This window comes from Xanthomonas translucens pv. undulosa (assembly GCF_017301775.1).
GTDB lineage: Bacteria > Pseudomonadota > Gammaproteobacteria > Xanthomonadales > Xanthomonadaceae > Xanthomonas_A > Xanthomonas_A translucens.
In genome coordinates, this window is record NZ_CP063993.1 from 3,422,049 (window position 1) to 3,442,982 (window position 20,934).

The following is a 20,934-nucleotide window of genomic DNA, read 5'->3' on the forward strand; positions in this document are numbered from 1 at the left end:
GGATACCGTACGGACATCGTGGGCCAGCAAACGGAGGGCGGGAGCCGATCTACAGCACAAGCTCGAAGCTTCAGGAGCGACTGGACTTCCGGCACCTCCTCCGATGATCAGTCGGAAGACATAACGCCGTAGGGGCCCTATGTCCAGATACAAGGAGCGGCTTCAGCCGCGACAGGCACTCTCCGGCAAGGCCATGTCGCGACTGAAGTCGCTCCTACAGGACTGCGACGGCGATTCGCCACGCTCACTCCAGTGCGCAATCCGGCGGCGCCGCGCGCTGCAGCAATCCGCGTTGCAGCGCGCTGGCCAGCGCCGCCTCGCGGGTGCCGGCTTCCAGCTTGCGGTACAGATTCTTCAAGTGGAACTTGACCGTGTTTTCCGACAGCGCCAGGCACCGCGCGATCTGCTTGTTGGCGTCGCCCTGCGCGAGCAGCGCCAGCACTTCGCGTTCGCTGAACAGGTCGGCGCCGCTGTCCTGGTCGTGGCGCAGCTTGTCGAGCAGCGCCTGGATGGTCATCGCCAGCGTGGTGTTCGGCGCCGCCTGCCGATCGCGCTGGCGCGCCATGCGCAGCAGCGCCTTGCCCGGTACGCCCAGTTCCAGCACGCATTGCCAGGCCTGGGTGCTGACCACGTGCTGCAGCGCGTGACGCATATAGGGCCGGGCGGCGGCGGATTCGCCGCGGTCGTGCAGTATCAGCGCGATGCGGTCGATATGGTCGAGCAGGTCCAGCCGTGTCGCCAGCAGCAGGTGCAGCTGGCCGCCGGCATGTTCGACCAACCGTGTCACCACCTCGTCGAGCTTACTGGCAAGGTGGTCTTGCCGAAACCGGGCGGCGCCAGCAGCAGGGTCAGCGGCAGCTCGGCGGCGCGGTCCAGGTGCTGCAGCAAGGCGTCGCGCGGCACCGTGGCCACGCGCGAGCGCGGCGGCGCCAGTGTGTCGGCCAGCACCCAGTCAGGCACGGCCGGGCTGTCGTGCACGGTCGCAAGGGAACGCGGATTCAACAGCATGACAGGCTTGAGCATGTCGCCATGGATGTCTGCAGCGGTCGCCCTCGCGCCCTTTGGCGGCTCGGGTGACGGTACGCAGCCGGACGCGCGCCGGCTTGCCGCGCAGATCGCGGAAAGCGTGTGCACCGTGCCGATTCCAAGACCCCCCGCCCTGCGGCCGTCCGTTGGCCGTGCACGTCGAACTGATGACACGGCCGAGACAAAAGCAAAGCCGCGACCGGTTCCCGGTTTCCGTTTAGCCGGCGGCGACCACCGCGAACGCCTCGCGCGCCGCGGACAGCGTGGCGTCCAGCACGCCCTGGTCGTGGGCGCTGGAGAGGAAGCCGGCCTCGTACGCCGACGGCGCCAGGAACACGCCGCGCTCCAGCATGGCGTGGAAGAAGCGGTTGAACGCAGCGGTGTCGCAGGCGGTGGCCTGGGCGTAGGTTTCGACCTTCTCCGCAGTGAAGAACAGCCCGAACATCGCCCCGACCTGGTTGGTGGTGACCGCCACGCCGGCGGCGGCGGCGGCCTGCTCCAGCCCGATGCACAGCGCGGCGGCGGCCGCGTCCAGGCGCTGGTGGAAGCCCGGCGCCTGCACCAGTTCCAGCATCGCCAGGCCGGCGGCCATCGCCACCGGATTGCCGCTGAGCGTGCCGGCCTGGTAGATCGGCCCGGACGGCGCGATCTGCCGCATCAGGTCGGCGCGGCCGCCGTAGGCGCCGACCGGCATGCCGCCGCCGATGATCTTGCCGAAGGTGGTCAGGTCCGGGACCACGCCGTAATGCGCCTGCGCGCCGCCCAGGGCGACGCGGAAGCCGGTCATCACCTCGTCGAAGATCAGCAGCGCACCATGCCGCGTGCACAGCGCGCGCAGGTGCTGCAGGTAGCCTTCGCGCGGCGCGATGCAATTGGCGTTGCCGACCACCGGCTCGATGATGACCGCGGCGATCTCGCTGCCGATCGCGTCGAACAGCGCGGTAGCGCCGTCGACGTCGTTGTAGCTCAGCGTGGCGGTGAGTTCGCTCAGGCCCGCCGGCACGCCTGGCGAGGTCGGCACGCCCAGGGTCAGCATGCCGCTGCCGGCCTTGACCAGGAACGAGTCGCCGTGGCCGTGGTAGCAGCCCTCGAACTTGACGATGCGGCTGCGCCCGGTGGCGCCGCGCGCCAGGCGCACCGCCGACAGGGTCGCCTCGGTACCGGAGTTGACCATGCGCACCATCGCGCACGAGGGCACCAGGCGGGTGATGGTTTCGGCCATCGTCACTTCGGCCGCGCACGGCGCGCCGAACGACAGGCCATCGCCGATCGCGCGCTGCACCGCCTCGCGCACCGCCGGGTGGTTGTGCCCGGCGATCATCGGCCCCCACGAGCCGACGTAGTCGATGTAGCGGTTGCCGTCCACGTCGTACAGGTAGGGGCCGTCGGCGCGTTGCACGAAGAACGGTTCGCCGCCCACCGATTTGAAGGCGCGGACCGGCGAGTTGACGCCGCCGGGGATCAGCGCCTGCGCCTGGGCGAAGAGGGCATGCGAGCGGGAATGGTTCATGGTGGACATCCTTGGCGAGTTGGCCGGGCCGATGGGCCGGGCGCGGAGCGATGCCGTCTATTGTCGCGGCTGCCGCCTGCACGTGCCATGTTGCGCACCTACCCACCCGCCGCGCACCTACCCGCCGCGACCGGCTGCGTCGTGTGATCCGCTGCCTAGTATCGGAACGTCCAGGGGCGTACGGCCCGATCGCCGACGGCGAGCGGCCGTGCAGTGGACGCAGTTTGCACAGGGTGGGGCGCGGGGCGCGCCATCAGCCATTGGCGCCGCGCCTGAATTTTTTTGTTTGGTTGCCAACGATCTTCATCTTCGGGGAGAGAGCATGCACCGTACGATCCGCAAGAGCGTCTTGGCGCTCGCGTTGGCGCTTGCCGCCGGCAATGGCCATGCGCAGTCCACCACCGGCAGCATCGTCGGCAGCGTGCCGCCCGGCGCCGGCGAGAGTAGCGTGCTGATCACCAATACCAGCGGCTTCAGCCGTGAGGCCAAGGTGGACGAACGCGGGCGCTATGCGCAGGGCAACTTGCCGCTGGGCACCTACACGGTCGCGCTCAAGCGCGACGGCCAGGTGGTGGAGACGCGCGAAAACATCAGCCTGTTGGCCAGCAACGTGGCCAGCGTCGACAGCCGCACCGTGATCACCGCCGAGCAATTGGCGGTGCTGCCGCTGGGCCGCAGCGCCGAGGCCATCGCCTTGTTGGCGCCGGGCGTGGTCGCCAACAGCGGCGGCTACGACAACGGTCGGTTAGGCGGTTCGCTGGCCAGCTTCGGCGGCTCGGCGGCGAGCGAGAACGCCTATTACCTCAACGGCTTCAACACCACCGATCCGGCCAGCAGCCTGGGCGGGCTGACCCTGCCGTACGGCGCGATCGACCAGCAGGAAATCTTCACCGGCGGCTACGGCGCGCAATACGGCCGTTCCAACGGCGTGATCAGCCAGGTCGGCAAGCGCGGCAGCAACGAGTGGCACTTCGGCGCGGCAATGATCTGCCAGCCGGACAGCCTCAGCGCCCGGCAAAGCGATCTGTATTTCCGCAAGGACAGTGTGTACTGGGATCAGCGACAACCACCTGCTCGAATTCACCGGCGCGCAGGACAAGGCGCGCACCAACGGCACCATCTATGGCGACGGCTACGTCAATCGCCAGGTCGGCAGCTATGTGGGCCGCGAAGCCAAGAACGCGTTCGGCCCGACCCTGTTGCTGGGCAAGTACACCGGCTATTTCGGCGACAACCTCACCCTGACCGCGCTGTACGGCAAGGAGCGCCTGCTCAACAAGCTCACCGCGATCGGCTACGACGCCGCCAACGGCCCGTATCTCGATCGCGTCGCCAACCAGAATCCGGCCTATACCGGCGGCACGCGGATCACCAATACGCAGAGAGTGGTTTCGATCACCGACCCGGACCGCCAGTACAAGAAGGACAATCTGCGCCTCAACCTCAACTAGCGGCTCGGCGCGCACAGCATCGATGCCGGCATCGACAACCTCGGCTTCACCACGGTGTTGCCGAACGACTGGGTGTTCGGGGTGCGCGGCACCCACCGCCGGCTCAACGACGGCATCGACGACACCAACCTCCACAACTCCAACGTGGGCCTGGTGGCCGCGGCAGGCGTGGACATCGACTGGACCAAGAACGCCAGCGCGGCGCTGGTCAACCCGGGCAAGACCAATACCTACCGGGTGATCGGGACCGACGGCCAGGTGCATGCGTTGACCGTGACCCGCGAGCAGGGCGGCTACCCCGAATTCAAGCGCCGCTATTCGGCGTTGGAATTCAATCCGGGGCGCCCGTTCGACGGCCGCTGGTACAGCAAGATGAGCTATGTGTGGTCGCACAACTACGGCACCACCGAAGGCCAGCTGCGTTCGGACCTGTGGCGCACCGGCGGCGCGCTGGGCAGCTACCAGGGCCAGGCGGCGACCTCGACCATGCAGAGCTGGGACCACGCGGCGCTGATGGAGAACTTCAACGGCAATCAGTCCAACGACTGCCGCCATCAGTTCAAGGCGTACGGCTTCTACCAGCTGACCGAGGAATGGGGCACGTCCGCGAACCTGAGCCTGAGCCTGATCTCCGGCGCACCACGGCCGTGCCTGGGCTACTACTATGGCAGCAACTACGATGCCAGCGACCGCGACCCGGCTGGCTATGCCAATTCCAGTATCACCGGCGGCCCGTCCCACTTCTTCTACAACCCGGCCACCGGCCGCGGCGAGGCGCCGCCGCCGGGATCGCACGGCAATCTGGGCTGAATGGCGCAGCTCGACCTGGGCCTGACCTACAAGCCGGACGTTCGCCGAAGGCAAACTGGCGCTGAGCCTGGACGAGTTCAACGTCACCAACCGGCAGATGGTGACCAACGTCTATCCGTTTTCCGAATTGAAACAGGGTCAAGTCAATCCGCTATGGAATCAGGCGGTGGCCTACCAGGCGCCACGCTCGGCGCGGGTGACGCTGAGCTACGACTTCTGAGCAAGGCACGGGGCTCTCCCATCGGAAGAGGGGTTGGGGTGAGGGTACGACGCGAAGCGTCTCGCGGAGTTTGGGTGCACGAGGCTGCGCCCGTCCGCTCATCCGGCCCTTCGGGCCACCTTCTCCCGGTGGGAGAAGGGAACCATCCGCCCCGGCACCGTGCCTCAGTCGAAACAGGCGCGGTACGCAGCCAGGGCCGCGCGCGAATCATCCGCATCGAACACGCCGCTGATCACCGCCAGCAGGTCGGCGCCGGCGGAGACCAGGGCGTGGCCGTTGTCGGGCATCACCCCGCCGATCGCCACCCGTGGCAATCCCAACGCCGCGGCGTCGCGCAGCAGACCGGGATCGGCGCGGCGCGTGGTGAGCTTGCTGCGCGTGGCGAAGAACGCGCCGAACGCGACATAGCTGGCGCCGGCGGCGGCGGCGGCGCGGGCCAACGTGAGGTCGTCGTAGCACGAGGCGCCGATCAGCGCATCGGCACCGAGCGCCGCGCGCGCGGCGGCCAGGTCGCCGTCGTCTTCGCCCAGGTGCACGCCGGCGGCGCCGACCGCCTGCGCCAGGGCCACATCGTCGTTGACGATCAGCGGCACTCTGGCCTGCGCGCACAGCGCCTGCAGTGCTGTCGCCTGGGCCAGGCGCTGCGCCGTGTCGGCGCGTTTGTTGCGGTATTGCAGCCAGGTCGGGCCGTGGCCGAGCAGCGGCGCCACGCGCGCCAGCAGGCGTTCGCCGTCTGCCTCGTCTGGGGTGATCAGGTAGATGCCCCGGGGCGGGGATGATGCATTCATGGATGAGCCTTCCGGTGCGCGGGTGAGGGTGGGACAATGCCGTCCCGTTCGGCCCGTAGACCTGCGATTATCCAATGAGCGACGCCACTGCCACCACCTACCGCGCCTGGATGTGTGTCGTCTGCGGCTTCATCTACAGGGAAATCGACGGTCTGCCGGAAGAAGGCATCGCCCCTGGCACCCGCTGGGAAGACGTGCCCGACACCTGGACCTGCCCGGACTGCGGCGTGACCAAGGACGATTTCGAGATGGTGGAGATGGAGTGATTTCGGGGCTTGGGATTCGGGATTCGGGATTCGGGATTCGGGATTCGGGATTCGGGATTTTCGCAAGTTCGGCGCATTTCTGCTTTTCTGTAGGAGGGGCTTCAGCCCCGACGCCTTACCGGTAACGCGTCGGGGCTGAAGCCCCTCCTACAGAAAAAGCAGCTGCGCCGGAGCTGCAAAAAAAGCCGCTTTTTTTGAAAAAATCGACCCTTTTTGCATCAAATCGCTTGACAGCGATTTACCCCGGGACATCATCCTGCCGTCCCGAGTCCCGAGTCCCGAGTCCCGAGTCCCGAGTCCCGAGTCCCGAGTCCCGAGTCCCGAGTCCCGAGTCCCGAGTCCCGAGTCCCGAGTCCTCAATGCATCCGCTGCGCCCGCGCGCTCAGTTCCACGAGGCGTTCGCGGATCGGCAGCACATCGCTGGCTTCCGGGTTCAGTTGCAGGTAGTGGCCCAGGTCGCGGCGCGCGCCGGGCACGTAGTCCATCTGCAGGTAGGCCAGGCCGCGGTCGCGCAGGGCTTCCGGCTGGTCGGGCATCAGCTTGAGCACGCGGTCGGCGCTGCGCGCGGCGCGGTCCCATTCGTCGCGTTCGGCATAGACGCCGTGCAGGTTGCGCAGCACCCGGGTTAGGATCGCGCGGTGCGGTGCCGGATCCAGGATCTGCAGCAGCGCGCGGTCGTCTGGCGTTTCCCCGCCCAGGTGCGGACGCGCACGCTCGCGCAGTTCCTCCACCGCCAGCGGGCGGCCGCCGTTGAACGGGTCCATCACCAGCAGGCCGTCGTCCACCGGCAGGCGCACCAGGAAGTGGCCGGGGAAAGACACGCCGTCGAGCGGGATGTCCAGCCGCCGGGCCACTTCCATCTGCACCAGCGCCAGCGAGATCGGATTGCCCAGGCGGCGCTCGAACACCTCGTTAATGTAGCTGTTGCGCGGGTCGTAGTACTCGTCGTGGTTGCCGCTGTAGCCGAGTTCTTCGAACAGGTGGCGGTTGATCGCGGCCATCTTCAGCGGCCACGGCTCGATCATCGCCACTTCGTGGCGCAGATGGTCGGCGTGGTTCTGCGCCAGCGTGTCGTAGTGCTCGGCATCCAGTTGCGGATACTCGTCGCGGGCGATCAGCAACGCGGTGGCCAGCAGCGGCAGCGCATCGTCGTCGAGCGCGGCCAGCGTATTCCAGCTCGGCAATGTCAGTCGGTCCACCATGGCCCAAGACTGGCCGCAAAGTGCGACGCGATCAAGTCCGGGGGTTCCCGACAGCGGTGTCGGGTTCAGCGCGACAGCGGCGGCGGTTTTCCCGATGCCGGCGCAGCTCAGCGGGGCTTGGGGACGCCCGGGCCGAAGCTCAGTTCGGCGCCGTCCTGCAACTGGATTTGCGCGGCCTGGCCGGCGTTGAGCTCCAGCACGTAGCGCGCCGGCGCGTTGCTGGGATAGGGCGGACAGGCGTTGCCGGCCGAGCAAGGCGGCACGTCGCGCTGCTGCGCCACCAGCTTGCGCTTGCTGTCGAAGTACAGGATGTCCAGCGCGATCTTGGTGTTCTTCATCCAGTACGCCTGCGGTTCCTCGCGGTCGTGGATGAACAGCATGCCGTGGTCGGGCTCCATCTGGTCGCGGAACATCAGGCCGCGCGCGCGGGTCGCGTCGTCCTGGGCCAGCTCGACCTGGTAACGGTGCCCGGCCAGTTCCACCCAGTCGCTGCCGGCGCTGGCGCAGCCGCTGAGGGACAGCAGGACGAGGACGAACAGGGCGCGGAACAGGGACATGGCGTTGCCGGGAAAGATGGGATAGCGCGCACCTTGTTGCATGGTGCGTGGAGTGTCAATAGTGGACTCGGGACTCGGGACTCGGGACTCGGGACTCGGGACTCGGGACTCGGGACTCGGGACTCGGGACTCGGGACTCGGGACTCGGGACTCGGGACTCGGGATTTTCCCATGTCTGCAGCAATGCTGCGTTTTCTTTAGGAGGGGCTTCAGCCCCGACGCGTTACCGGTAAGGCGTCGGGGCTGAAGCCCCTCCTACAAAAAAAGCGGCTGCGCCGGAGCTGCAAAAGAAGCCGCTTTTTTTTTAAAAAATCGGCCCTTTTTGCATCAAATCGCTTGACATCGATTTACCCCGGGACATCGTCCCGCGTCAGCTCACGCGTGGCGGCTCGCCACCGACGATCACCACGTCGGCTGGGCGGCGTGCGAACAGGCCGACGCAGACCACGCCGGGGATCTGGTTGAGGTCGCGCTCCAGCGCCACCGGGTCGGTGATGGCTAGGTGGTGCACGTCCAGGACCACGTTGCCGTTGTCGGTGACCACGCCGTCGCGCCAGACCGGCTGGCCGCCGGTGCGCGCCAGGATCTCGCGTGCGACCAGGCTGCGCGCCATCGGGATCACCTCGATCGGCAACGGGAAGGCGCCCAGCGTCTGTACCTGCTTGCTCGGGTCGATGATGCACACGAAGCGTTCGCTTGCCTCGGCGATGATCTTCTCGCGGGTCAGCGCGGCGCCGCCGCCCTTGATCAGGCAGCGGTTCGGATCGCACTCGTCGGCGCCGTCCACGTACAGCGACAGCTTGCCGGTATGGTTCAGTTCCAGCACTTCGATGCCGTGCTGGCGCAGGCGGGCGCTGCTCTGCTCGGAGCTGGAGACCGCGCCCTTGATGCGGTGGCCGATGCGGCCCAGCGCGTCGATGAAATACGCCACGGTGGAGCCGGTGCCGACGCCGACGATCATGCCGTCTTCGACGTATTCGATGGCTTTTTCGGCGGCTAGGCGTTTGCTTTCGGACATGGATTTGGACTCGAGATTGGGGATGACCAGCCATTCGGCTGTTGAAAAACGGGATTCGTGAAAAGCGGCAGGCGGGTAGGGCAGGAGACGAAGCCCCAACGCCCAACCCGGGCTACTCGAGCGCCAACAGCAGCTTCCACTGCGCGGCGGTGACCGGGAACACCGACAGGCGGTTGCCGCGCGCGGTCAGCGCAAAGCCTTCGCCGAGCGCGTCGCTGTGCTGCTTGATCTCGTCCAGCGCGATGGTGCGCGCGAGCTTGCGCTCGAACGCCACGTCCACCAGGTACCAGCGCGGTTGTTCGCGGGTGGCCTTGGGGTCGTGGTAGTCGGATTCGGGGTCGAACTGGGTGTCGTCCGGATATGCGGCGCTGGCCACCGTGGCCACGCCGACGATTCCCGGCAGTTTGCAATTGGAGTGGTAGAACAGGATGCCGTCGCCGACCCGCATGCCGTCGCGCATGAAGTTGCGCGCCTGGTAGTTGCGCACCCCGTTCCAGGGTTCGCTGCCGACCCGCCGCAGGTCGTCGATCGAGAAGACGTCCGGTTCGGACTTCATCAGCCAGTAGCGCTTGCGTGCCGTCATGCGGGGAAATCGGTCGCGGTCAGGAGGGTGAGGGAATCGGTGCAGACCGCGTCCAGCGCCACGTCCCAGGCAGCGACGGGCAGCGCCGCGACCTGTTGCACCGCGAACGCGGCGCCGACCAGCCAGGGCGCAGGCGCTTGCCGCTGGCGAAACGCGAAGCTGCGATCATACCAGCCGCCGCCCATGCCCAGGCGTCCACCGCTGGCGTCGAAGCCGACCAGCGGCGCCACCACCAGCGCCATCTGCTCCGGCGCCAGCGTCGCCGCGGCGGCGAGTTCGGGTTCGGGAATGCCGTAGCGATTGGCGGTCAGCGGCTGTCCCGGGCGCCACGGCGCGAAGCGCAGGGTCTTGCCGCTGAGCACCGGCAGGCAGTACTGCACACCGGCCGGCAAGCTCAGCTGCCAGCGGTGCAGCGCGATCTCCCCGTCCATCGCCCAGTAGCCGGCGACGTGGCCGTGCTGCGGCGCGAACGGCAAGTTCAGCAGCTGCTGCGCCAGCGCATCGGCCGCCGCCAGGCGCTCGGTCGCGGAGAGCGCGCGGCGGCGCGCGCGCAGTTGCTGGCGCAGTGAGTCGCGTTGGTCGGAAGTCATCGGACAGGCGTGGGAAGAGACCGCACTATTGTCGGTGCCCGGGCGCGGACTGACTACTGCGGCGTTGCCGGGGCGACTGCGTTGGCGGCGATCGGCGCGGCGGCTTCCAGCCCGCATACCGTGGGCGGCGCGAGCATGAGGTCGTGGGCGATGCGCCCAGGCGGCCTGCTGGCGGGCACGTCGCACCCGGCGGCAGCGGGGGCGACGCTCCGGGCGCGCAGGGCATGCGGCGTCTGCCTGGCGGGCGCCAGTATCCAGGGTGGGGGGGCGCTCAGGCGCGCGTCGCGGTGGCCGCACAAAAGGAAACGGCGCCTTGCGGCGCCGTTTCCGGGATATTGCATTCTCCGCCATGACGATGCGTGCGAAACGACCTTGAACCCGGGGTTCAAGTGGGATAGCTGGGGAACCATCGGGCTTCCCGCTACGAGGCGGACCTGCACACCCGATTCCGTCGCCATCCCGTGGTCGTAATTAAGGGACAAGGCGAATGTTTGCACACGCTGTCGTTTACAGCAGAGAACGCAATCGAAGTATAGCGCTGTCGCCGCGCTTGGCTAGTCCGTTCGTCGGTCGCGCAGTACGCGGCAATTCACGTTGATGATGGAAATGCGATGGGTATATCAACGCGCCGTATCGACCACACCGTCGAGCCGGCGATTGAGATCGGCGAGCGTGCGCGCCATCTCATGATCGCGCCGCGCCTGCTCGTCGCGCAGTTGTTGCAGTTCGTGCGCCAGGTTCAAGGCGGCCAGCACCGCGACCCGGTCCACCGCGGCCATGCGGTTGCTGCCGCGCACCTCGCGCATCTTCGCGTCGAGCAGGCGCGCGGCGGCGAGCAGGCTGTCGCGCTCTTCGGCTTCGACGCCGACGGTGTATTCGCGATCGAGGATGCGGACGCTGACCGGTTCGCTCACGTGTGCTGCTCCAACGACTTGAGCCGGGTGATCATCGCTTCGACGCGCGAGCGCGCCTGCTCGTTCTTGGTCAGCAGCTGCGAGCGCTCGCCGATCAACTGCTCCTGCTGCTGGCGCAGGCTGCGGTTTTCGTCGGTGAGGCGCTGGCAGCGCTCGACCAGCGTTTCCACGCGTGCGGCGAGGGTGCGGAGCTGGGCGAGGGCGTCGGGGCTGTCCATGGCGCCCACGATAGGCATGCGTCGGAGTGGCGGTCAAGACGCCGGCAGACGCCGCGACGGCCGCCGCTCAGGCGGGCAGCAGCAACGGCTGCCGCAGCAACTGCAGGCAGGCCTCCGGTTCCAGTGCCGGTGCGACCAGGTGGCCCTGGATCTCGTCGCAGCCGTGCTGGCGCAGGAACGCCAGCTGGCCGGGCTGCTCCACGCCTTCGGCGACCACGTTCAGCGCCAGCGAGTGGCCCATTGCGATGATGGTGCTGGTGATCGCCTCGTCGTCCGGATCGCGGGTCAGGTCGCTGATGAACTCCTGGTCGATCTTCAAGGTGTTGATCGGCAAGCGCTTCAGGTAGGCCAGTGACGAATAGCCGGTGCCGAAGTCGTCGATCGCCAGGGCCAGGCCAAGGGCTCGGCAGGCGTGCAGGGTGGCCGCGTTCTTGCCGACCTGCGACATCACCACGCTTTCGGTGAGTTCCAGTTCGACGTTGGCGGCCGGGACCCCGGTCTCGTCCAGGATCCGCGCCATCAGCGCCGGCAGGTCGCCGCGCTCGAGCTGGATCGCCGACACGTTCACCGACATGCACAACGCGGTCAGGCCCAGTTCGCGCCAGCCGCGTAGCGTGGTGCAGGCCTGGCGCAGCACCCACTCGCCGATCTCCAGGATCAACCCGGTCTCCTCGGCCAGGGGGATGAACTGGCTCGGCGAGACCGTGCCGAAATCGGCGCTGTGCCAGCGCAGCAGCGCTTCCACGCCGACCACGCGCTGCTCGCGCAGCGAATAGCGCGGCTGGTAGACCAGCTTCAGTTCCTGGTCGAGCGGGATCTTGCGCAGGGTACTGGCCAGCGTGGCGCGGTGGCGGGTGGCCTGGTCCATGCGCGCCGAATACACCTGCGCGTTGCGGCGCCCGGCGCCCTTGGCCTGGTACATCGCGGTGTCGGCGTGCTTGAGCAGTTCGCTGGGCAGCAACGCATGCTGCGGGAACAGCGAGATGCCGATCGAGGAGGAGATCGCCACTTCGCGGCCATCCTCCAGTTGCAGCGGCGCATCGAACGCGGCCAGCACGCGCGCGGCGACGGCTTCGGCCTCGGCCTGGTCGGCGATGTCCTCCACCACCACGGTGAATTCGTCGCCGGCCAGGCGTGCGACCGTGTGCTGCGGCCCCACCGCCTGCTGCAGGCGTTCGGCGACCGCGCGCAGCACCCGGTCGCCGACCGCATGGCCGAGCGAATCGTTGATGTCCTTGAACCGGTCCAGGTCCAGGAACAGCACCGCCACCGCAGTGCCCTGGCGCCGCGCACGCACGATCGCGCGCGCCAGCCGTTCGGACAGCAGCGCGCGGTTGGGCAGGCTGGTCAGCGTGTCGTAGTTGGCCAGGTAGCGCAGTTCCTGCTCGGCGCGCTTCTGGTCGGTGATGTCTTCCAGCACCACCACGTGGAAGCTGTGCCGGCGGTCGGCATCGACGACCGTGTTGCGGCGCACGTGGCAGAGGATCTCCAGGCCGTCCTTGCGCCGCTTCCAGGCTTCGCCGCGCCAGGGCCGGCCGCGGTCGTGCGACGGCGGCGCCGGGGTCTCGGGCGCGTGGTCGAGCAGCGTCATCGGCTGGCCGAGCACTTCACGTTCGCTGTAGCCGGTGATGCGGGTGAATGCCGGGTTGACCGAGATGAAGCGGAAGTCTTCGTCCAGCACCGCGACCGCCTCGCTCATGCTGCGCAGCACCTCGCTGGCGATGCGCCGCTCCAGGTCGGCCTGGCGGTGCGAGGTGATGTCGCGCGCGGTGCCGGCGAGCCGGCGCGGCTTGCCGTCGGCGCTGTAGTCGACCACGCGGCCGCGCACCCGCGCCCACAGCCACACGCCGTCACCGGCCAGGTCCACCCGGTACTCGGCCACATACACCGGGGTCAGTCCCCGCAGGTGCTCGCGCAGCGCGCGCTCGGCCTGCGGCACGTCGTCGGGGTGGATCCGCAGCGGGTCGTCCTCGCGGATCACCATGGTGATCTCCTGCGCATGCGGCGCCGCTTCGTCGGCGCGCATGCGGCGTAGCTTGCGCTGCTGCAGGTCGTAGTCCCAGAAGTGCTCGCCGGAGGCCCACAGCGCCAGTTTCAGGTGGCGGTCGCGCTGCTGCAGCTGCTGCTGGCGCTGCAACTGCTGTTGCATGCGCCGCCGCCAGTGCAGCGCCTGCAGCGCGGCCACGGCCGTGGCCACCGCCAGGACCACGGCGGCGGCGGCCCAGCCCCAGCGCCAGTCCGTGCCGGCATGGCTGGCAATTCCCGCAGCGACGTGCTCGATCGACATGGCGGGAACAGGGCTTCGGTCAGGGAAGGGGTGGTGGAGTGTAGGCGCCTGCCGGAAGCCTTCACAAGCAGCGCGGCACATGCGGATTGCTACACTGCACAGTCCCGCTCCGCCGCTGGCCCCGACTCCCGTGGCGAGCGCACACCAGGCCTTGCGTCCATGATCGAACTTCCCAGCGCCGACGACGTCACCCAAGCCAGCCAGCAACTGGGCCTGGCCGCGTCGGCGGCCGAACTCCACGGTGCGTTGTGCGGCTGGCTGGCCGGCGGCGGCGCCAACCTGGCGGCGTGGCCGGCGGCAGTGCTGGCCGATGCCGGCATCGCCATGCCGCGCCGCGGCGACGTGCTGGACCGGCTGCGCGAGGCCAGCGCCGCGCAGCTGGAGGACCGCGACTTCGCCTTCGACCTGGTGCTGGCCGATGCCGGCGCGCCGCTGTCCGAGCGCGCCGACGCCCTGTTCGACTGGTGCCGCGGCTTTCTCGGCGGCTTCGGCCTGGCTGCCGGCGCCAAGCCGCCGTTGTCGGAAGAGGGTGAAGAGTCGCTGCAGGATCTGGCGCGGCTGGCCCAGGCCAGCACCGACGATTTCGACAGCGGCGACGAGGACGAGGACGCGCTGGCCGAGATCGAGGAGTTCGTGCGCGTGGCGGCCTTGCTACTGCACAGCGATTGCGTGCTCGGCCCGCGCCACCGGCAACGCCTGAACTGATGAAGCGGCTCACCGGTATCGGCGCGGGCGAATACGCGCGTCGGCGCAAACAGTTGATGGACATGGCCGGCGACCACGCCATCCTGGTGCTGCCGAGCGCACCGGAGCGGGTGCGCAGCCACGACACGCATTACCCGTACCGGCAGGATTCGGACTTCTGGTACCTGTGCGGTTTCCCCGAGCCGGAAGCGGTGCTGGTGTTGGTGCCGGGCCGCAAGCACGGCGAGACGCTGCTGTTCTGCCGCGAGCGCGATCCCGAGCGCGAGGCCTGGGACGGCCCGCGCGCCGGCCAGGAAGGCGCGGTGCAACGCTACGGCATGGACGATGCGTATCCGATCGAGGACCTCGACGAGATCCTGCCGGGCCTGCTGGAAGGCCGCTCGCGGGTGTACTACCACTTCGGCCGCGATGTCGATTTCGACCTCAAGCTGATCGGCTGGGTCAATCGGGTGCGCGCCCAGGTGCGGCATGGCGCGCAGCCGCCGCACGAGTTCCTGGAACTGGGCCATCTGCTGCATGAGCAGCGCCTGTTCAAGTCGCGCGACGAGATCGCGCTGATGCAGGTCGCCGCCGACCTCAGCGTGGCCGCGCATCGCGCGGCGATGCGGCTGGCGCGGCCGGGCATCCACGAATACCAGTTGCAGGCCGAGACAGAACGCGAGTTTCGCGCCGGCGACGCCTGGCCGGCCTACGGCAGCATCGTCGGTAGCGGCGCCAACGCGTGCGTGCTGCACTACCGCGCCAACGCCGCGCGCCTGCGCGACGGCGAGCTGGTGCTGGTCGACGCCGGCGCCGAGTACCGCGGCTATGCCGCCGACATCACCCGGACCTTCCCGGTGAGCGGCCGCTTCAGCGCCGAGCAGCGCGCGCTGCACGATCTGGTCGGCGCGGCGCATGCGGCGGCGCTGGCGCAGGCGCGGCCGGGCGTTGCCTACGAGGCCGGGCACCTGGCGGCGGTGCAGACCCTCACCGAAGGCTTGCTGCGGCTGGGCCTGCTCAAGGGCACGCTGGAACAGAACCTGGCCGATGGCTACCAGCGCTTCTACCGGCACAAGACCGGGCACTGGCTCGGCCTGGACGTGCACGACGTCGGCGACTACAAGCTGGCCGGCGCGTCGCGTCTGCTGGAGCCGGGCATGGTCTTCACCATCGAGCCGGGCCTGTACATCGCGCCCGACGACAAGGCCGTCCACGCGAAGTGGCGCGGCATCGGTATCCGCACCGAGGACGACGTGCTGATCACCGACGCCGGCCACCGCGTGCTGACCGCGGCGCTGGAGCGCAGCGCGGAGGAGATCGAGGGGCTAATGGCCGGGAATGGGGACTAGGGAATCGGAAAAGTGGTAGGTCGCGTGTGAGATGGGCGGCCGCAAGCGAGAACCTCGGATGATCGCTCTTGCTTTTGCTCCTGCGATTTCCGATTCCCAGCGCTTCCTCCATTCCCCGTTCCCGGCGGCCGTCAGGCCGCCAACGCCGCAAACGCCGGCCGGGTAAGGTTCTCCGGATCGCCCTCGGTGCAGGCCACTTCGTCCTCGATGCGGATGCCGCCGTAGGGCTTGAACTGCGCCACGCGCTCCCAGTCGATGCTGGCGGCGTGGCCGGACGTCTTCACTTCGTCCAGCAGCATGTCGATGAAGTACACGCCCGGTTCGATCGTCACCACCATGCCCGGTTCGAGCACGCGGGTCATGCGCAGGTAGGGATGGCCGGCGGGGCGCTCGATGCGGCCGCCGCGGTCGTTGGCGGCGAAGCCGGCCACGTCGTGCACCTGCAGGCCGATCGGATGGCCGAGGCCGTGCGGGAAGAACGCGGCGCTGACGCCGGTGGCCAGCGCGGCTTCCGGCGACACGGTGATCACGCCGAAGTCCTTGAGCACGCCCATCAGCGCCAGGTGCGCGTCGAGGTGCAGCTGCGTGTAGTCCACGCCGGCGCGCACGCTGTCGCCCATGCGGATCTGCGCGGCGTCGATGGCGTCGATCAGCGACTGGAACTCGCTGCCGGTGTCGGCGGCGTAGCTGCGGGTGATGTCGCTGGCATAGCCGTGCGCGGAAGCGCCGGCATCGATCAGGAAACTGCGCCGCTGCGCCGGTGCCTGGCGCTCCAGTTCGGTGTAGTGCAACACCGCGCCGTGCGCGTTCAGCGCAATGATGTTGCCGTACGGCAGTTCGTTGGCGTCCTGGCCGACCGCACTGCAATACGCCATGTGGATCTCGAACTCGCTGCGGCCGTCGCGGAACGCGGCTTCGGCGGCGCGGTGGCCGCGCACTGCCAGGTGCTGCGCCTGGCGCATGAGCGCCAGTTCGTAGGCGGTCTTGTAGGCGCGGTGATATTCCAGGTACTGCACCACCGCTTCGGGATTGTTCGGCACGTAGTCGCCCAGCGCGCTCTGCGCTTCGCCGAGGATCGCGCAGCGCGCGGCCGGCCCCGGGAGCAGCGCCAGCGCGTGTTCCGGCGTGCGGATGATGTGGATGTCGCAATGCTCGACCCACCAGCCGTTGGGTGCGGCCGGCACCACGTGCCAGTAGTCGCGCGGCTGGTGGAAGATCAGTTGCGGGCGGCGCCCCGGGGTGTACACCAGCCAGCTATTCGGCACCCGGGTCAGCGGTAGCCAGGCCTTGAACTGCGGATTCACCGCATAGGGGTAATCGCGATCGTCGAACAGTTGGTAGTGCAGGCTGCCGCTGGGTACGAGCAGATGCTCGAAGCCGCCGCGCGCCAGCGCGGTGTCGGCGCGTTGCGCCAGCGTGCGCAGATGCGCGGCGTACAGGGCGCTGGGGTCGTGCTGGATCATGGCGGCTCGTTCGGCGATGCGGAAAAGTGGATGCCAAGTTTGCCGGAAACGGCGCTGGCGTGGTGACGCACCGCTTGCCCACGCATGGCATGCGGCCATGCCCGGGCGTAGCCGGGAAGCGACAGCCGTCGCCAAGCCGGTCGGATCTTCTTCCAGCCGATCGAGGAACCTGTAGGAGCGGCTTCAGCCGCGACAGGATCCATCGGTAAGGCCTGTCGCGGCTGAAGTTGCTCCTACAGGGAATCACGGCCAACGCGCTGGGCGCAATATGGGGGCGATTGCGGATGGCCCGAGGCCGCCCGGCGCCGTTTCCGCCGACGTCGCTCCCGCAGTGGGCAGCGTCGACTGGCAGGATCTGGCTCGGGTTGCGCGAATGCGCGACCGGCACGTCGATCTGCGCCACCAGCGCCTGGCTGTCGGCATCGTGCATGCGCGTGGTGCCGTCGAGTTCCAGCAGTGCGTAGAAGGCCTCAAGGACGATGGCATCGGGCGCAATGGCAGGCATGCCGCGGGGGGGCGTTGGTGAAAGGAGAGATTGGCAATGGGGCGCGGCGCGCGCGACGCTCAGCGGCGTTGCAGGTCGTCGGCGATGTCCTGCTCGGTCAGCAACTGCCGCAACTGGTTTTCCGAGGCGCGCCGCATCGGCTTCTCGTCGATCTGCGACAGCGGCGCCTGGCGCAGCGCATCGTAGGGCAGCACGGTCAGGTCGAAGGCCAGCTCTTCGGCGGCGAACAGCCACACCGGGAAGTCCTGGCTGCGTTCGCGGTCCAGGCGCAGCCGGCGCGTGCGCGATTCGGCCGGGACCCGGTGTTCCTCGAGGAAACGCGCGACCGCGTCGGCGTCGTCGCTGTGCAGGTGCAGTTGCACCGGGCTGTTGGCATCGGCGGTGCCGTCGTGCACCGCGCCGACCAGGCGCGGCGCGAAGCAGCGCAGAAAGTCCATCGCGCGCAACGCGGCCTCGCGGCGCAGGCGCAGGCCGCCGGCGTGGTCGGGTCCGGCGAACAGGCGCTGGTATTCACGCAGCGCATCCTCGATCTCGCGGTTGCGCGGCAGCGAGGCGTCGTCATGGATGCCGAGCCGCTCTGCGGCCTTCAGCTTGGCCTGGTGGAAGTCGCGGATGCCGCCTTCGGCCATCAGCCGGGCGGCTTCGTGGGCCAGCCGGCGGCGGCGTTCGTGCGTGCGCGTCTGGGCATGTTGCCGAGCGTGGTGCATGGGGCCGCCTCCGTCAAAGCCTGCCCCGACTGTACAACAGCGCGGTGACGCCGGCATGCAGCGCTGTCACGCGCCGGGCGAGGCTGCATTCCGATCGAATCGTCAGGCGACGCAGCGTCCGCCAGCCATCGCCGCCTCGGCCCCAGGACCCGCCGAGTCCCGAGTCCCCGGTCCCGAGTCCCGAGCGTCGGTCAGAAAATGTCGAACGCCGCGTCGTCGGTCTTCTGGTCCTGCTGGCCGTAGTCGAACTCCTGGATGCGGTCCATGTCCTCGACCTTGACCCATTCGGTGGCGCCGTTGAGCGTGGCCTGGACCATGCCGGCCGGCGGATCGTTGCTGGCGATCGGCTTGTTCTTCAGCGCCACGCGCATGTACTCGATCCAGATCGGCAGCGCCGCCTTGCCGCCGTATTCGCGGTAGCCGAGCGAGCGGAAGTCGTCGCGGCCGACCCACACGGTGGTCACATACGGGCCGCCGAAGCCGGAGAACCAGGCGTCGCGGTGGTCGTTGGTGGAACCGGTCTTGCCGCCGACGTCGGCGCGGCCCAGGACCTTGGCCGCCGTGCCGGTGCCGCGCTGGACCACGTCGCGCATCATCGAGACCAACTGGTAGGCGGTGCGCTCGTCGATCGCGCGCGGCGCCACCTTGGCCTCGGGATCGGTCGCCGGCGCGGTCTCGGCCGGGGGCGGCGTCGCGGCGGCGGTGGCCGCGGGCGGCGGTGGCGGCGCGGCGCTGCCGAAGTTGAAGCCGTCGACGACCTGGCTGGCCGGGGTGGCGCTGCCGCCGACGCTGCCGCAACTGCGGCAGGCGGTGGGCGGGTGCTCCTGGAACAGCACGTTGCCGTCGCGGTCGGTGACCTTGTCGATGATCCAGGTGTCCACCCGCGAGCCGCCATTGGCGAACACCGCATAGCCGCGCGCCACCGACAGCGGGGTCAGCGACGCGGTGCCCAGCGACATCGACAGGTTGGGCGGCAGTTCGGCCTCCTGGAAGCCGAACTGGCTGATGTACTTGCGTGCGAAGTCCACGCCGATGCTGTCGAGCAGGCGCACCGATACCAGGTTGCGCGACTGCACCAGCGCCTCGCGCAGGCGCATCGGCCCCTTGAAGCCGCCGCCGTCGTTCTGCGGCGACCAGGTCTTGCCGCGGCGATCGCGGAACACCACCGGCGCGTCGAGCACGATCGAGGCCGGGTTGAAGCCCTTCTCGAACGCGGCCGCATACAGGAACGGCTTGAAGCTGGAACCCGGCTGGCGGCGCGCCTGGGTGGCGCGGTTGAACTTGTTGCCGGCGTAGCTGAAGCCGCCGACCAGGGCGCGCAGCGCGCCGTTGTTGGCATCCAGCGAGACCAGCGCCGATTGCCCGCGCGGCAGCTGGGTGATTTCCCACTCGCCCGGCTTGTCGCCGGCCTGGATCCGCACCATGTCGCCGCGCTTGAGCAGCGTGGCCGGGCTGCGCCCGGTCCAGCGGCTGGACGCGACCGGCAGCACCAGTTCGGTCTTGTTGACCAGCACCACGGTGGCGCTGCCGTCGCTGCCGGTGGCGGCGACGATGCTCGGCAGCATGCCGCCCTGCGCATTGATCCCGGCCAGGTGGCTGGCCAGCGCGGCCGCGTCGGCATCGGCGGCGACGTCGAAATGCTTCTCCACGCCGTTCCAGCCATGGCGGCGGTCGTAGATCACCAGGCCCTGGCGCACCGCATGGTTGGCCGCGGCCTGCAGTTCGGTATCGATGGTGGTGGTGACGTGGTAGCCCTTGTCGAGCACGTCGCCGCCGAAGCGCGCGATCATTTCCTGGCGCACCAGCTCGGCCACGTAGGGCGACTCGACCTCGACCGGGCGCTCGTGCGGGGTCGCATGCATCGGCACCGCCTTGGCCGCGTCGGCCTCGGCCTGGCTGACGAAGCCCAGCGCGGCCATGCGGCTGAGCACGTAGTTGTCGCGGCGCTGCTTGGCGCGCTCGGGGTTGCTGATCGGGTTGCCGCTGGACGGGAACTTGGGGATGCTGGACAGTGAGGCCATCTCGTCCAGGCTCAGTTCGTTGAGCTTCTTGCCGTAATAGTACTCGGCCGCGGCGGCGACGCCGTAGGCGCGGTTGCCGAAGAAGCTCTTGTTGAGATACAGCTCGAAGATCTCGTCCTTGCTCAGCTCGGCCTCGATCTTGCGCGCCAGCAGGATCTCGGCCAGCTTGCGCGTATAACTGTATTCAGAGCTCAAGAAGAACTGGCGGGCGACCTGCTGGGTGATCGTCGAGCCGCCCGGCACGCGCTTGTCGCTGGTGGTGGCCAGCAGCCAAACCGCGCGGGCGATGCCTTTGTAGTCGACTCCGCCGTGCTGGTAGAAGCGCGCGTCCTCGGTGGCCAGGAACGCCTGCTTGAGCCGCTCCGGCACGTCCTTCATGGTGATCGGATAGCGCCGGGTCTCGCCGAACAGGGCCATCAGCTTGCCGTCGCTGGCATAGACGTACATCGGCTCCTGCAGCTCCACCTGGCGCAGCGTCTGCACATCGGGAAGCTTGGAGGACACCACGTAATAGAGCCCGCCGGCGGCGGCGGCTCCGATCAGGGCGAGGACGAAAAAGGTGACCAGCGCCCAGCGCAGCCAACGACGAAAACGGGGCATCGAGAGAGATTCCGATTGCAGATTTCTTGGGCGCAGAGTATAGAGTACGCCGGGGAACGGCTGGGGCCGGTTCCGGGGATGCGACGGGTTTGCTGCCGCAGGACATGCCGTGACAGAGGTCACGCCATGCCAGGGCGGTTGCCAATTGCAAAAAAATCATTATTA

Annotated in this window: 19 protein-coding genes, 1 other RNA gene and 3 pseudogenes; 6 read left to right on the top strand and 17 right to left on the bottom strand. The window is 68.6% G+C overall.

Features of this window, described 5'->3' with window-relative positions; genetic code table 11:
- Positions 1-244: 244 nt before the first annotated feature.
- The 4 genes and pseudogenes from ISN38_RS20440 to ISN38_RS20610 form a co-directional block, all read right to left on the bottom strand.
- Positions 245-706 (bottom strand): annotated as a pseudogene (locus ISN38_RS20440) (helix-turn-helix transcriptional regulator); the annotation flags it as partial.
- 77 nt (positions 707-783) lie between these two features.
- The gene (locus ISN38_RS14505) at positions 784-1,023 is read right to left on the bottom strand and encodes a hypothetical protein (protein WP_003473321.1); all 240 of its coding nucleotides are present in this window, start codon (positions 1,021-1,023) and stop codon (positions 784-786) included.
- A gap of 220 nt (positions 1,024-1,243) precedes the next feature.
- Entirely contained in the window at positions 1,244-2,536 is a 1,293-nt protein-coding gene (gene hemL / locus ISN38_RS14510; protein ID WP_003473319.1) for a glutamate-1-semialdehyde 2,1-aminomutase, read from the bottom strand.
- 253 nt (positions 2,537-2,789) lie between these two features.
- Positions 2,790-2,924 carry a hypothetical protein gene (locus tag ISN38_RS20610; protein ID WP_256046134.1) on the bottom strand — a complete coding sequence of 45 codons (135 nt, stop codon included), beginning with the start codon at positions 2,922-2,924 and terminating at the stop codon, positions 2,790-2,792.
- Here ISN38_RS20610 and ISN38_RS20950 point away from each other — a divergent pair.
- Positions 2,859-3,569 (top strand): annotated as a pseudogene (locus tag ISN38_RS20950) (carboxypeptidase-like regulatory domain-containing protein); the annotation flags it as partial. The gene ISN38_RS20610 and the pseudogene ISN38_RS20950 overlap by 66 nt on opposite strands.
- A gap of 22 nt (positions 3,570-3,591) precedes the next feature.
- Positions 3,592-5,017: pseudogene (locus ISN38_RS14515) on the top strand (Oar protein); the annotation flags it as partial.
- 164 nt (positions 5,018-5,181) lie between these two features.
- Here the strand turns inward: ISN38_RS14515 and thiE are convergent.
- Positions 5,182-5,805 (bottom strand): thiamine phosphate synthase, encoded by a 624-nt coding sequence (gene thiE, locus ISN38_RS14520; protein WP_108084712.1) that lies wholly within the window; start codon positions 5,803-5,805, stop codon positions 5,182-5,184.
- Positions 5,806-5,879: 74 nt separating this feature from the next.
- On the opposite strand from thiE, the gene ISN38_RS14525 reads away from it, so the two are divergent.
- Positions 5,880-6,071, top strand: coding sequence for a rubredoxin (locus ISN38_RS14525; RefSeq protein ID WP_003477416.1), 192 nt, complete (start codon positions 5,880-5,882; stop codon positions 6,069-6,071).
- A 356-nt stretch (positions 6,072-6,427) separates the two neighbouring features.
- Here the strand turns inward: ISN38_RS14525 and ISN38_RS14530 are convergent, their stop codons facing one another.
- The 9 genes from ISN38_RS14530 to ISN38_RS14570 form a co-directional block, all read right to left on the bottom strand.
- Positions 6,428-7,342 (bottom strand): SirB1 family protein, encoded by a 915-nt coding sequence (locus ISN38_RS14530; protein ID WP_407071143.1) that lies wholly within the window; start codon positions 7,340-7,342, stop codon positions 6,428-6,430.
- A 38-nt stretch (positions 7,343-7,380) separates the two neighbouring features.
- Positions 7,381-7,830 (bottom strand): DUF192 domain-containing protein, encoded by a 450-nt coding sequence (locus tag ISN38_RS14535; RefSeq protein WP_003473228.1) that lies wholly within the window; start codon positions 7,828-7,830, stop codon positions 7,381-7,383.
- A 370-nt stretch (positions 7,831-8,200) separates the two neighbouring features.
- A complete protein-coding gene (gene rpiA / locus ISN38_RS14540; protein WP_003471558.1) occupies positions 8,201-8,848 on the bottom strand; it encodes a ribose-5-phosphate isomerase RpiA in 648 nt (215 codons plus the stop codon).
- Positions 8,849-8,960: 112 nt separating this feature from the next.
- The gene (locus ISN38_RS14545) at positions 8,961-9,431 is read right to left on the bottom strand and encodes an EVE domain-containing protein (RefSeq protein ID WP_003471557.1); all 471 of its coding nucleotides are present in this window, start codon (positions 9,429-9,431) and stop codon (positions 8,961-8,963) included.
- Positions 9,428-10,021, bottom strand: coding sequence for a 5-formyltetrahydrofolate cyclo-ligase (locus ISN38_RS14550; protein ID WP_047325234.1), 594 nt, complete (start codon positions 10,019-10,021; stop codon positions 9,428-9,430). The genes ISN38_RS14545 and ISN38_RS14550 overlap by 4 nt, the downstream gene beginning before the upstream one ends.
- Positions 10,022-10,358: 337 nt before the next feature.
- A non-coding RNA gene (ssrS, locus tag ISN38_RS14555) (6S RNA) lies at positions 10,359-10,543 on the bottom strand.
- Positions 10,544-10,641: 98 nt separating this feature from the next.
- The gene (locus tag ISN38_RS14560) at positions 10,642-10,935 is read right to left on the bottom strand and encodes a cell division protein ZapA (RefSeq protein WP_003471552.1); all 294 of its coding nucleotides are present in this window, start codon (positions 10,933-10,935) and stop codon (positions 10,642-10,644) included.
- Complete coding sequence (locus ISN38_RS14565) at positions 10,932-11,153, bottom strand: TIGR02449 family protein (RefSeq protein WP_003471551.1); 222 nt, start codon at positions 11,151-11,153, stop codon at positions 10,932-10,934. Before ISN38_RS14565 ends, ISN38_RS14560 begins: the two co-directional genes overlap by 4 nt.
- A 67-nt stretch (positions 11,154-11,220) precedes the next feature.
- Positions 11,221-13,440 carry a putative bifunctional diguanylate cyclase/phosphodiesterase gene (locus ISN38_RS14570; RefSeq protein ID WP_003471548.1) on the bottom strand — a complete coding sequence of 740 codons (2,220 nt, stop codon included), beginning with the start codon at positions 13,438-13,440 and terminating at the stop codon, positions 11,221-11,223.
- A 159-nt stretch (positions 13,441-13,599) separates the two neighbouring features.
- On the opposite strand from ISN38_RS14570, the gene ISN38_RS14575 reads away from it, so the two are divergent.
- Positions 13,600-14,145: a YecA/YgfB family protein gene (locus ISN38_RS14575; RefSeq protein ID WP_058358472.1), complete on the top strand. Its 546-nt coding sequence runs from the start codon at positions 13,600-13,602 to the stop codon at positions 14,143-14,145.
- Entirely contained in the window at positions 14,145-15,473 is a 1,329-nt protein-coding gene (locus tag ISN38_RS14580) for an aminopeptidase P N-terminal domain-containing protein (RefSeq protein ID WP_047325232.1), read from the top strand. Before ISN38_RS14575 ends, ISN38_RS14580 begins: the two co-directional genes overlap by 1 nt.
- Positions 15,474-15,604: 131 nt before the next feature.
- Here ISN38_RS14580 and pepQ read toward each other — a convergent pair whose 3' ends face one another.
- Positions 15,605-16,936 carry a Xaa-Pro dipeptidase gene (gene pepQ, locus ISN38_RS14585; protein ID WP_058358471.1) on the bottom strand — a complete coding sequence of 444 codons (1,332 nt, stop codon included), beginning with the start codon at positions 16,934-16,936 and terminating at the stop codon, positions 15,605-15,607.
- Between the two features lie 331 nt (positions 16,937-17,267).
- Between pepQ and ISN38_RS14590 the strand changes: the two genes are divergently transcribed.
- Positions 17,268-17,462, top strand: coding sequence for a hypothetical protein (locus ISN38_RS14590; RefSeq protein WP_141696027.1), 195 nt, complete (start codon positions 17,268-17,270; stop codon positions 17,460-17,462).
- Positions 17,463-17,500: 38 nt separating this feature from the next.
- On the opposite strand, the gene ISN38_RS14595 is transcribed toward ISN38_RS14590, so the two are convergent.
- Positions 17,501-18,148, bottom strand: a complete 648-nt coding sequence (locus ISN38_RS14595) for a hypothetical protein (RefSeq protein WP_003471539.1) — start codon at positions 18,146-18,148, stop codon at positions 17,501-17,503.
- 191 nt (positions 18,149-18,339) lie between these two features.
- Positions 18,340-20,769: a penicillin-binding protein 1A gene (locus tag ISN38_RS14600; protein WP_003471537.1), complete on the bottom strand. Its 2,430-nt coding sequence runs from the start codon at positions 20,767-20,769 to the stop codon at positions 18,340-18,342.
- Positions 20,770-20,934: the final 165 nt, after the last annotated feature.

What these genes read in the sequence shown, in the direction of transcription:
- ISN38_RS14600 (WP_003471537.1), bottom strand. Translation starts at nt 20,769, where the DNA reads ATGCCCCGTTTTCGTCGTTGGCTGCGCTGGGCGCTGGTCACCTTTTTC.
- rpiA (WP_003471558.1), bottom strand. Translation starts at nt 8,848, where the DNA reads ATGTCCGAAAGCAAACGCCTAGCCGCCGAAAAAGCCATCGAATACGTC.
- ISN38_RS14505 (WP_003473321.1), bottom strand. Translation starts at nt 1,023, where the DNA reads ATGCTCAAGCCTGTCATGCTGTTGAATCCGCGTTCCCTTGCGACCGTG.
- ISN38_RS14575 (WP_058358472.1), top strand. Translation starts at nt 13,600, where the DNA reads ATGATCGAACTTCCCAGCGCCGACGACGTCACCCAAGCCAGCCAGCAA.
- ISN38_RS20610 (WP_256046134.1), bottom strand. Translation starts at nt 2,924, where the DNA reads ATGGCCATTGCCGGCGGCAAGCGCCAACGCGAGCGCCAAGACGCTCTT.
- ISN38_RS14580 (WP_047325232.1), top strand. Translation starts at nt 14,145, where the DNA reads ATGAAGCGGCTCACCGGTATCGGCGCGGGCGAATACGCGCGTCGGCGC.
- ISN38_RS14595 (WP_003471539.1), bottom strand. Translation starts at nt 18,148, where the DNA reads ATGCACCACGCTCGGCAACATGCCCAGACGCGCACGCACGAACGCCGC.
- ISN38_RS14535 (WP_003473228.1), bottom strand. Translation starts at nt 7,830, where the DNA reads ATGTCCCTGTTCCGCGCCCTGTTCGTCCTCGTCCTGCTGTCCCTCAGC.
- ISN38_RS14550 (WP_047325234.1), bottom strand. Translation starts at nt 10,021, where the DNA reads ATGACTTCCGACCAACGCGACTCACTGCGCCAGCAACTGCGCGCGCGC.
- pepQ (WP_058358471.1), bottom strand. Translation starts at nt 16,936, where the DNA reads ATGATCCAGCACGACCCCAGCGCCCTGTACGCCGCGCATCTGCGCACG.
- ISN38_RS14570 (WP_003471548.1), bottom strand. Translation starts at nt 13,440, where the DNA reads ATGTCGATCGAGCACGTCGCTGCGGGAATTGCCAGCCATGCCGGCACG.
- ISN38_RS14565 (WP_003471551.1), bottom strand. Translation starts at nt 11,153, where the DNA reads ATGGACAGCCCCGACGCCCTCGCCCAGCTCCGCACCCTCGCCGCACGC.
- thiE (WP_108084712.1), bottom strand. Translation starts at nt 5,805, where the DNA reads ATGAATGCATCATCCCCGCCCCGGGGCATCTACCTGATCACCCCAGAC.
- ISN38_RS14525 (WP_003477416.1), top strand. Translation starts at nt 5,880, where the DNA reads ATGAGCGACGCCACTGCCACCACCTACCGCGCCTGGATGTGTGTCGTC.
- ISN38_RS14545 (WP_003471557.1), bottom strand. Translation starts at nt 9,431, where the DNA reads ATGACGGCACGCAAGCGCTACTGGCTGATGAAGTCCGAACCGGACGTC.
- hemL (WP_003473319.1), bottom strand. Translation starts at nt 2,536, where the DNA reads ATGAACCATTCCCGCTCGCATGCCCTCTTCGCCCAGGCGCAGGCGCTG.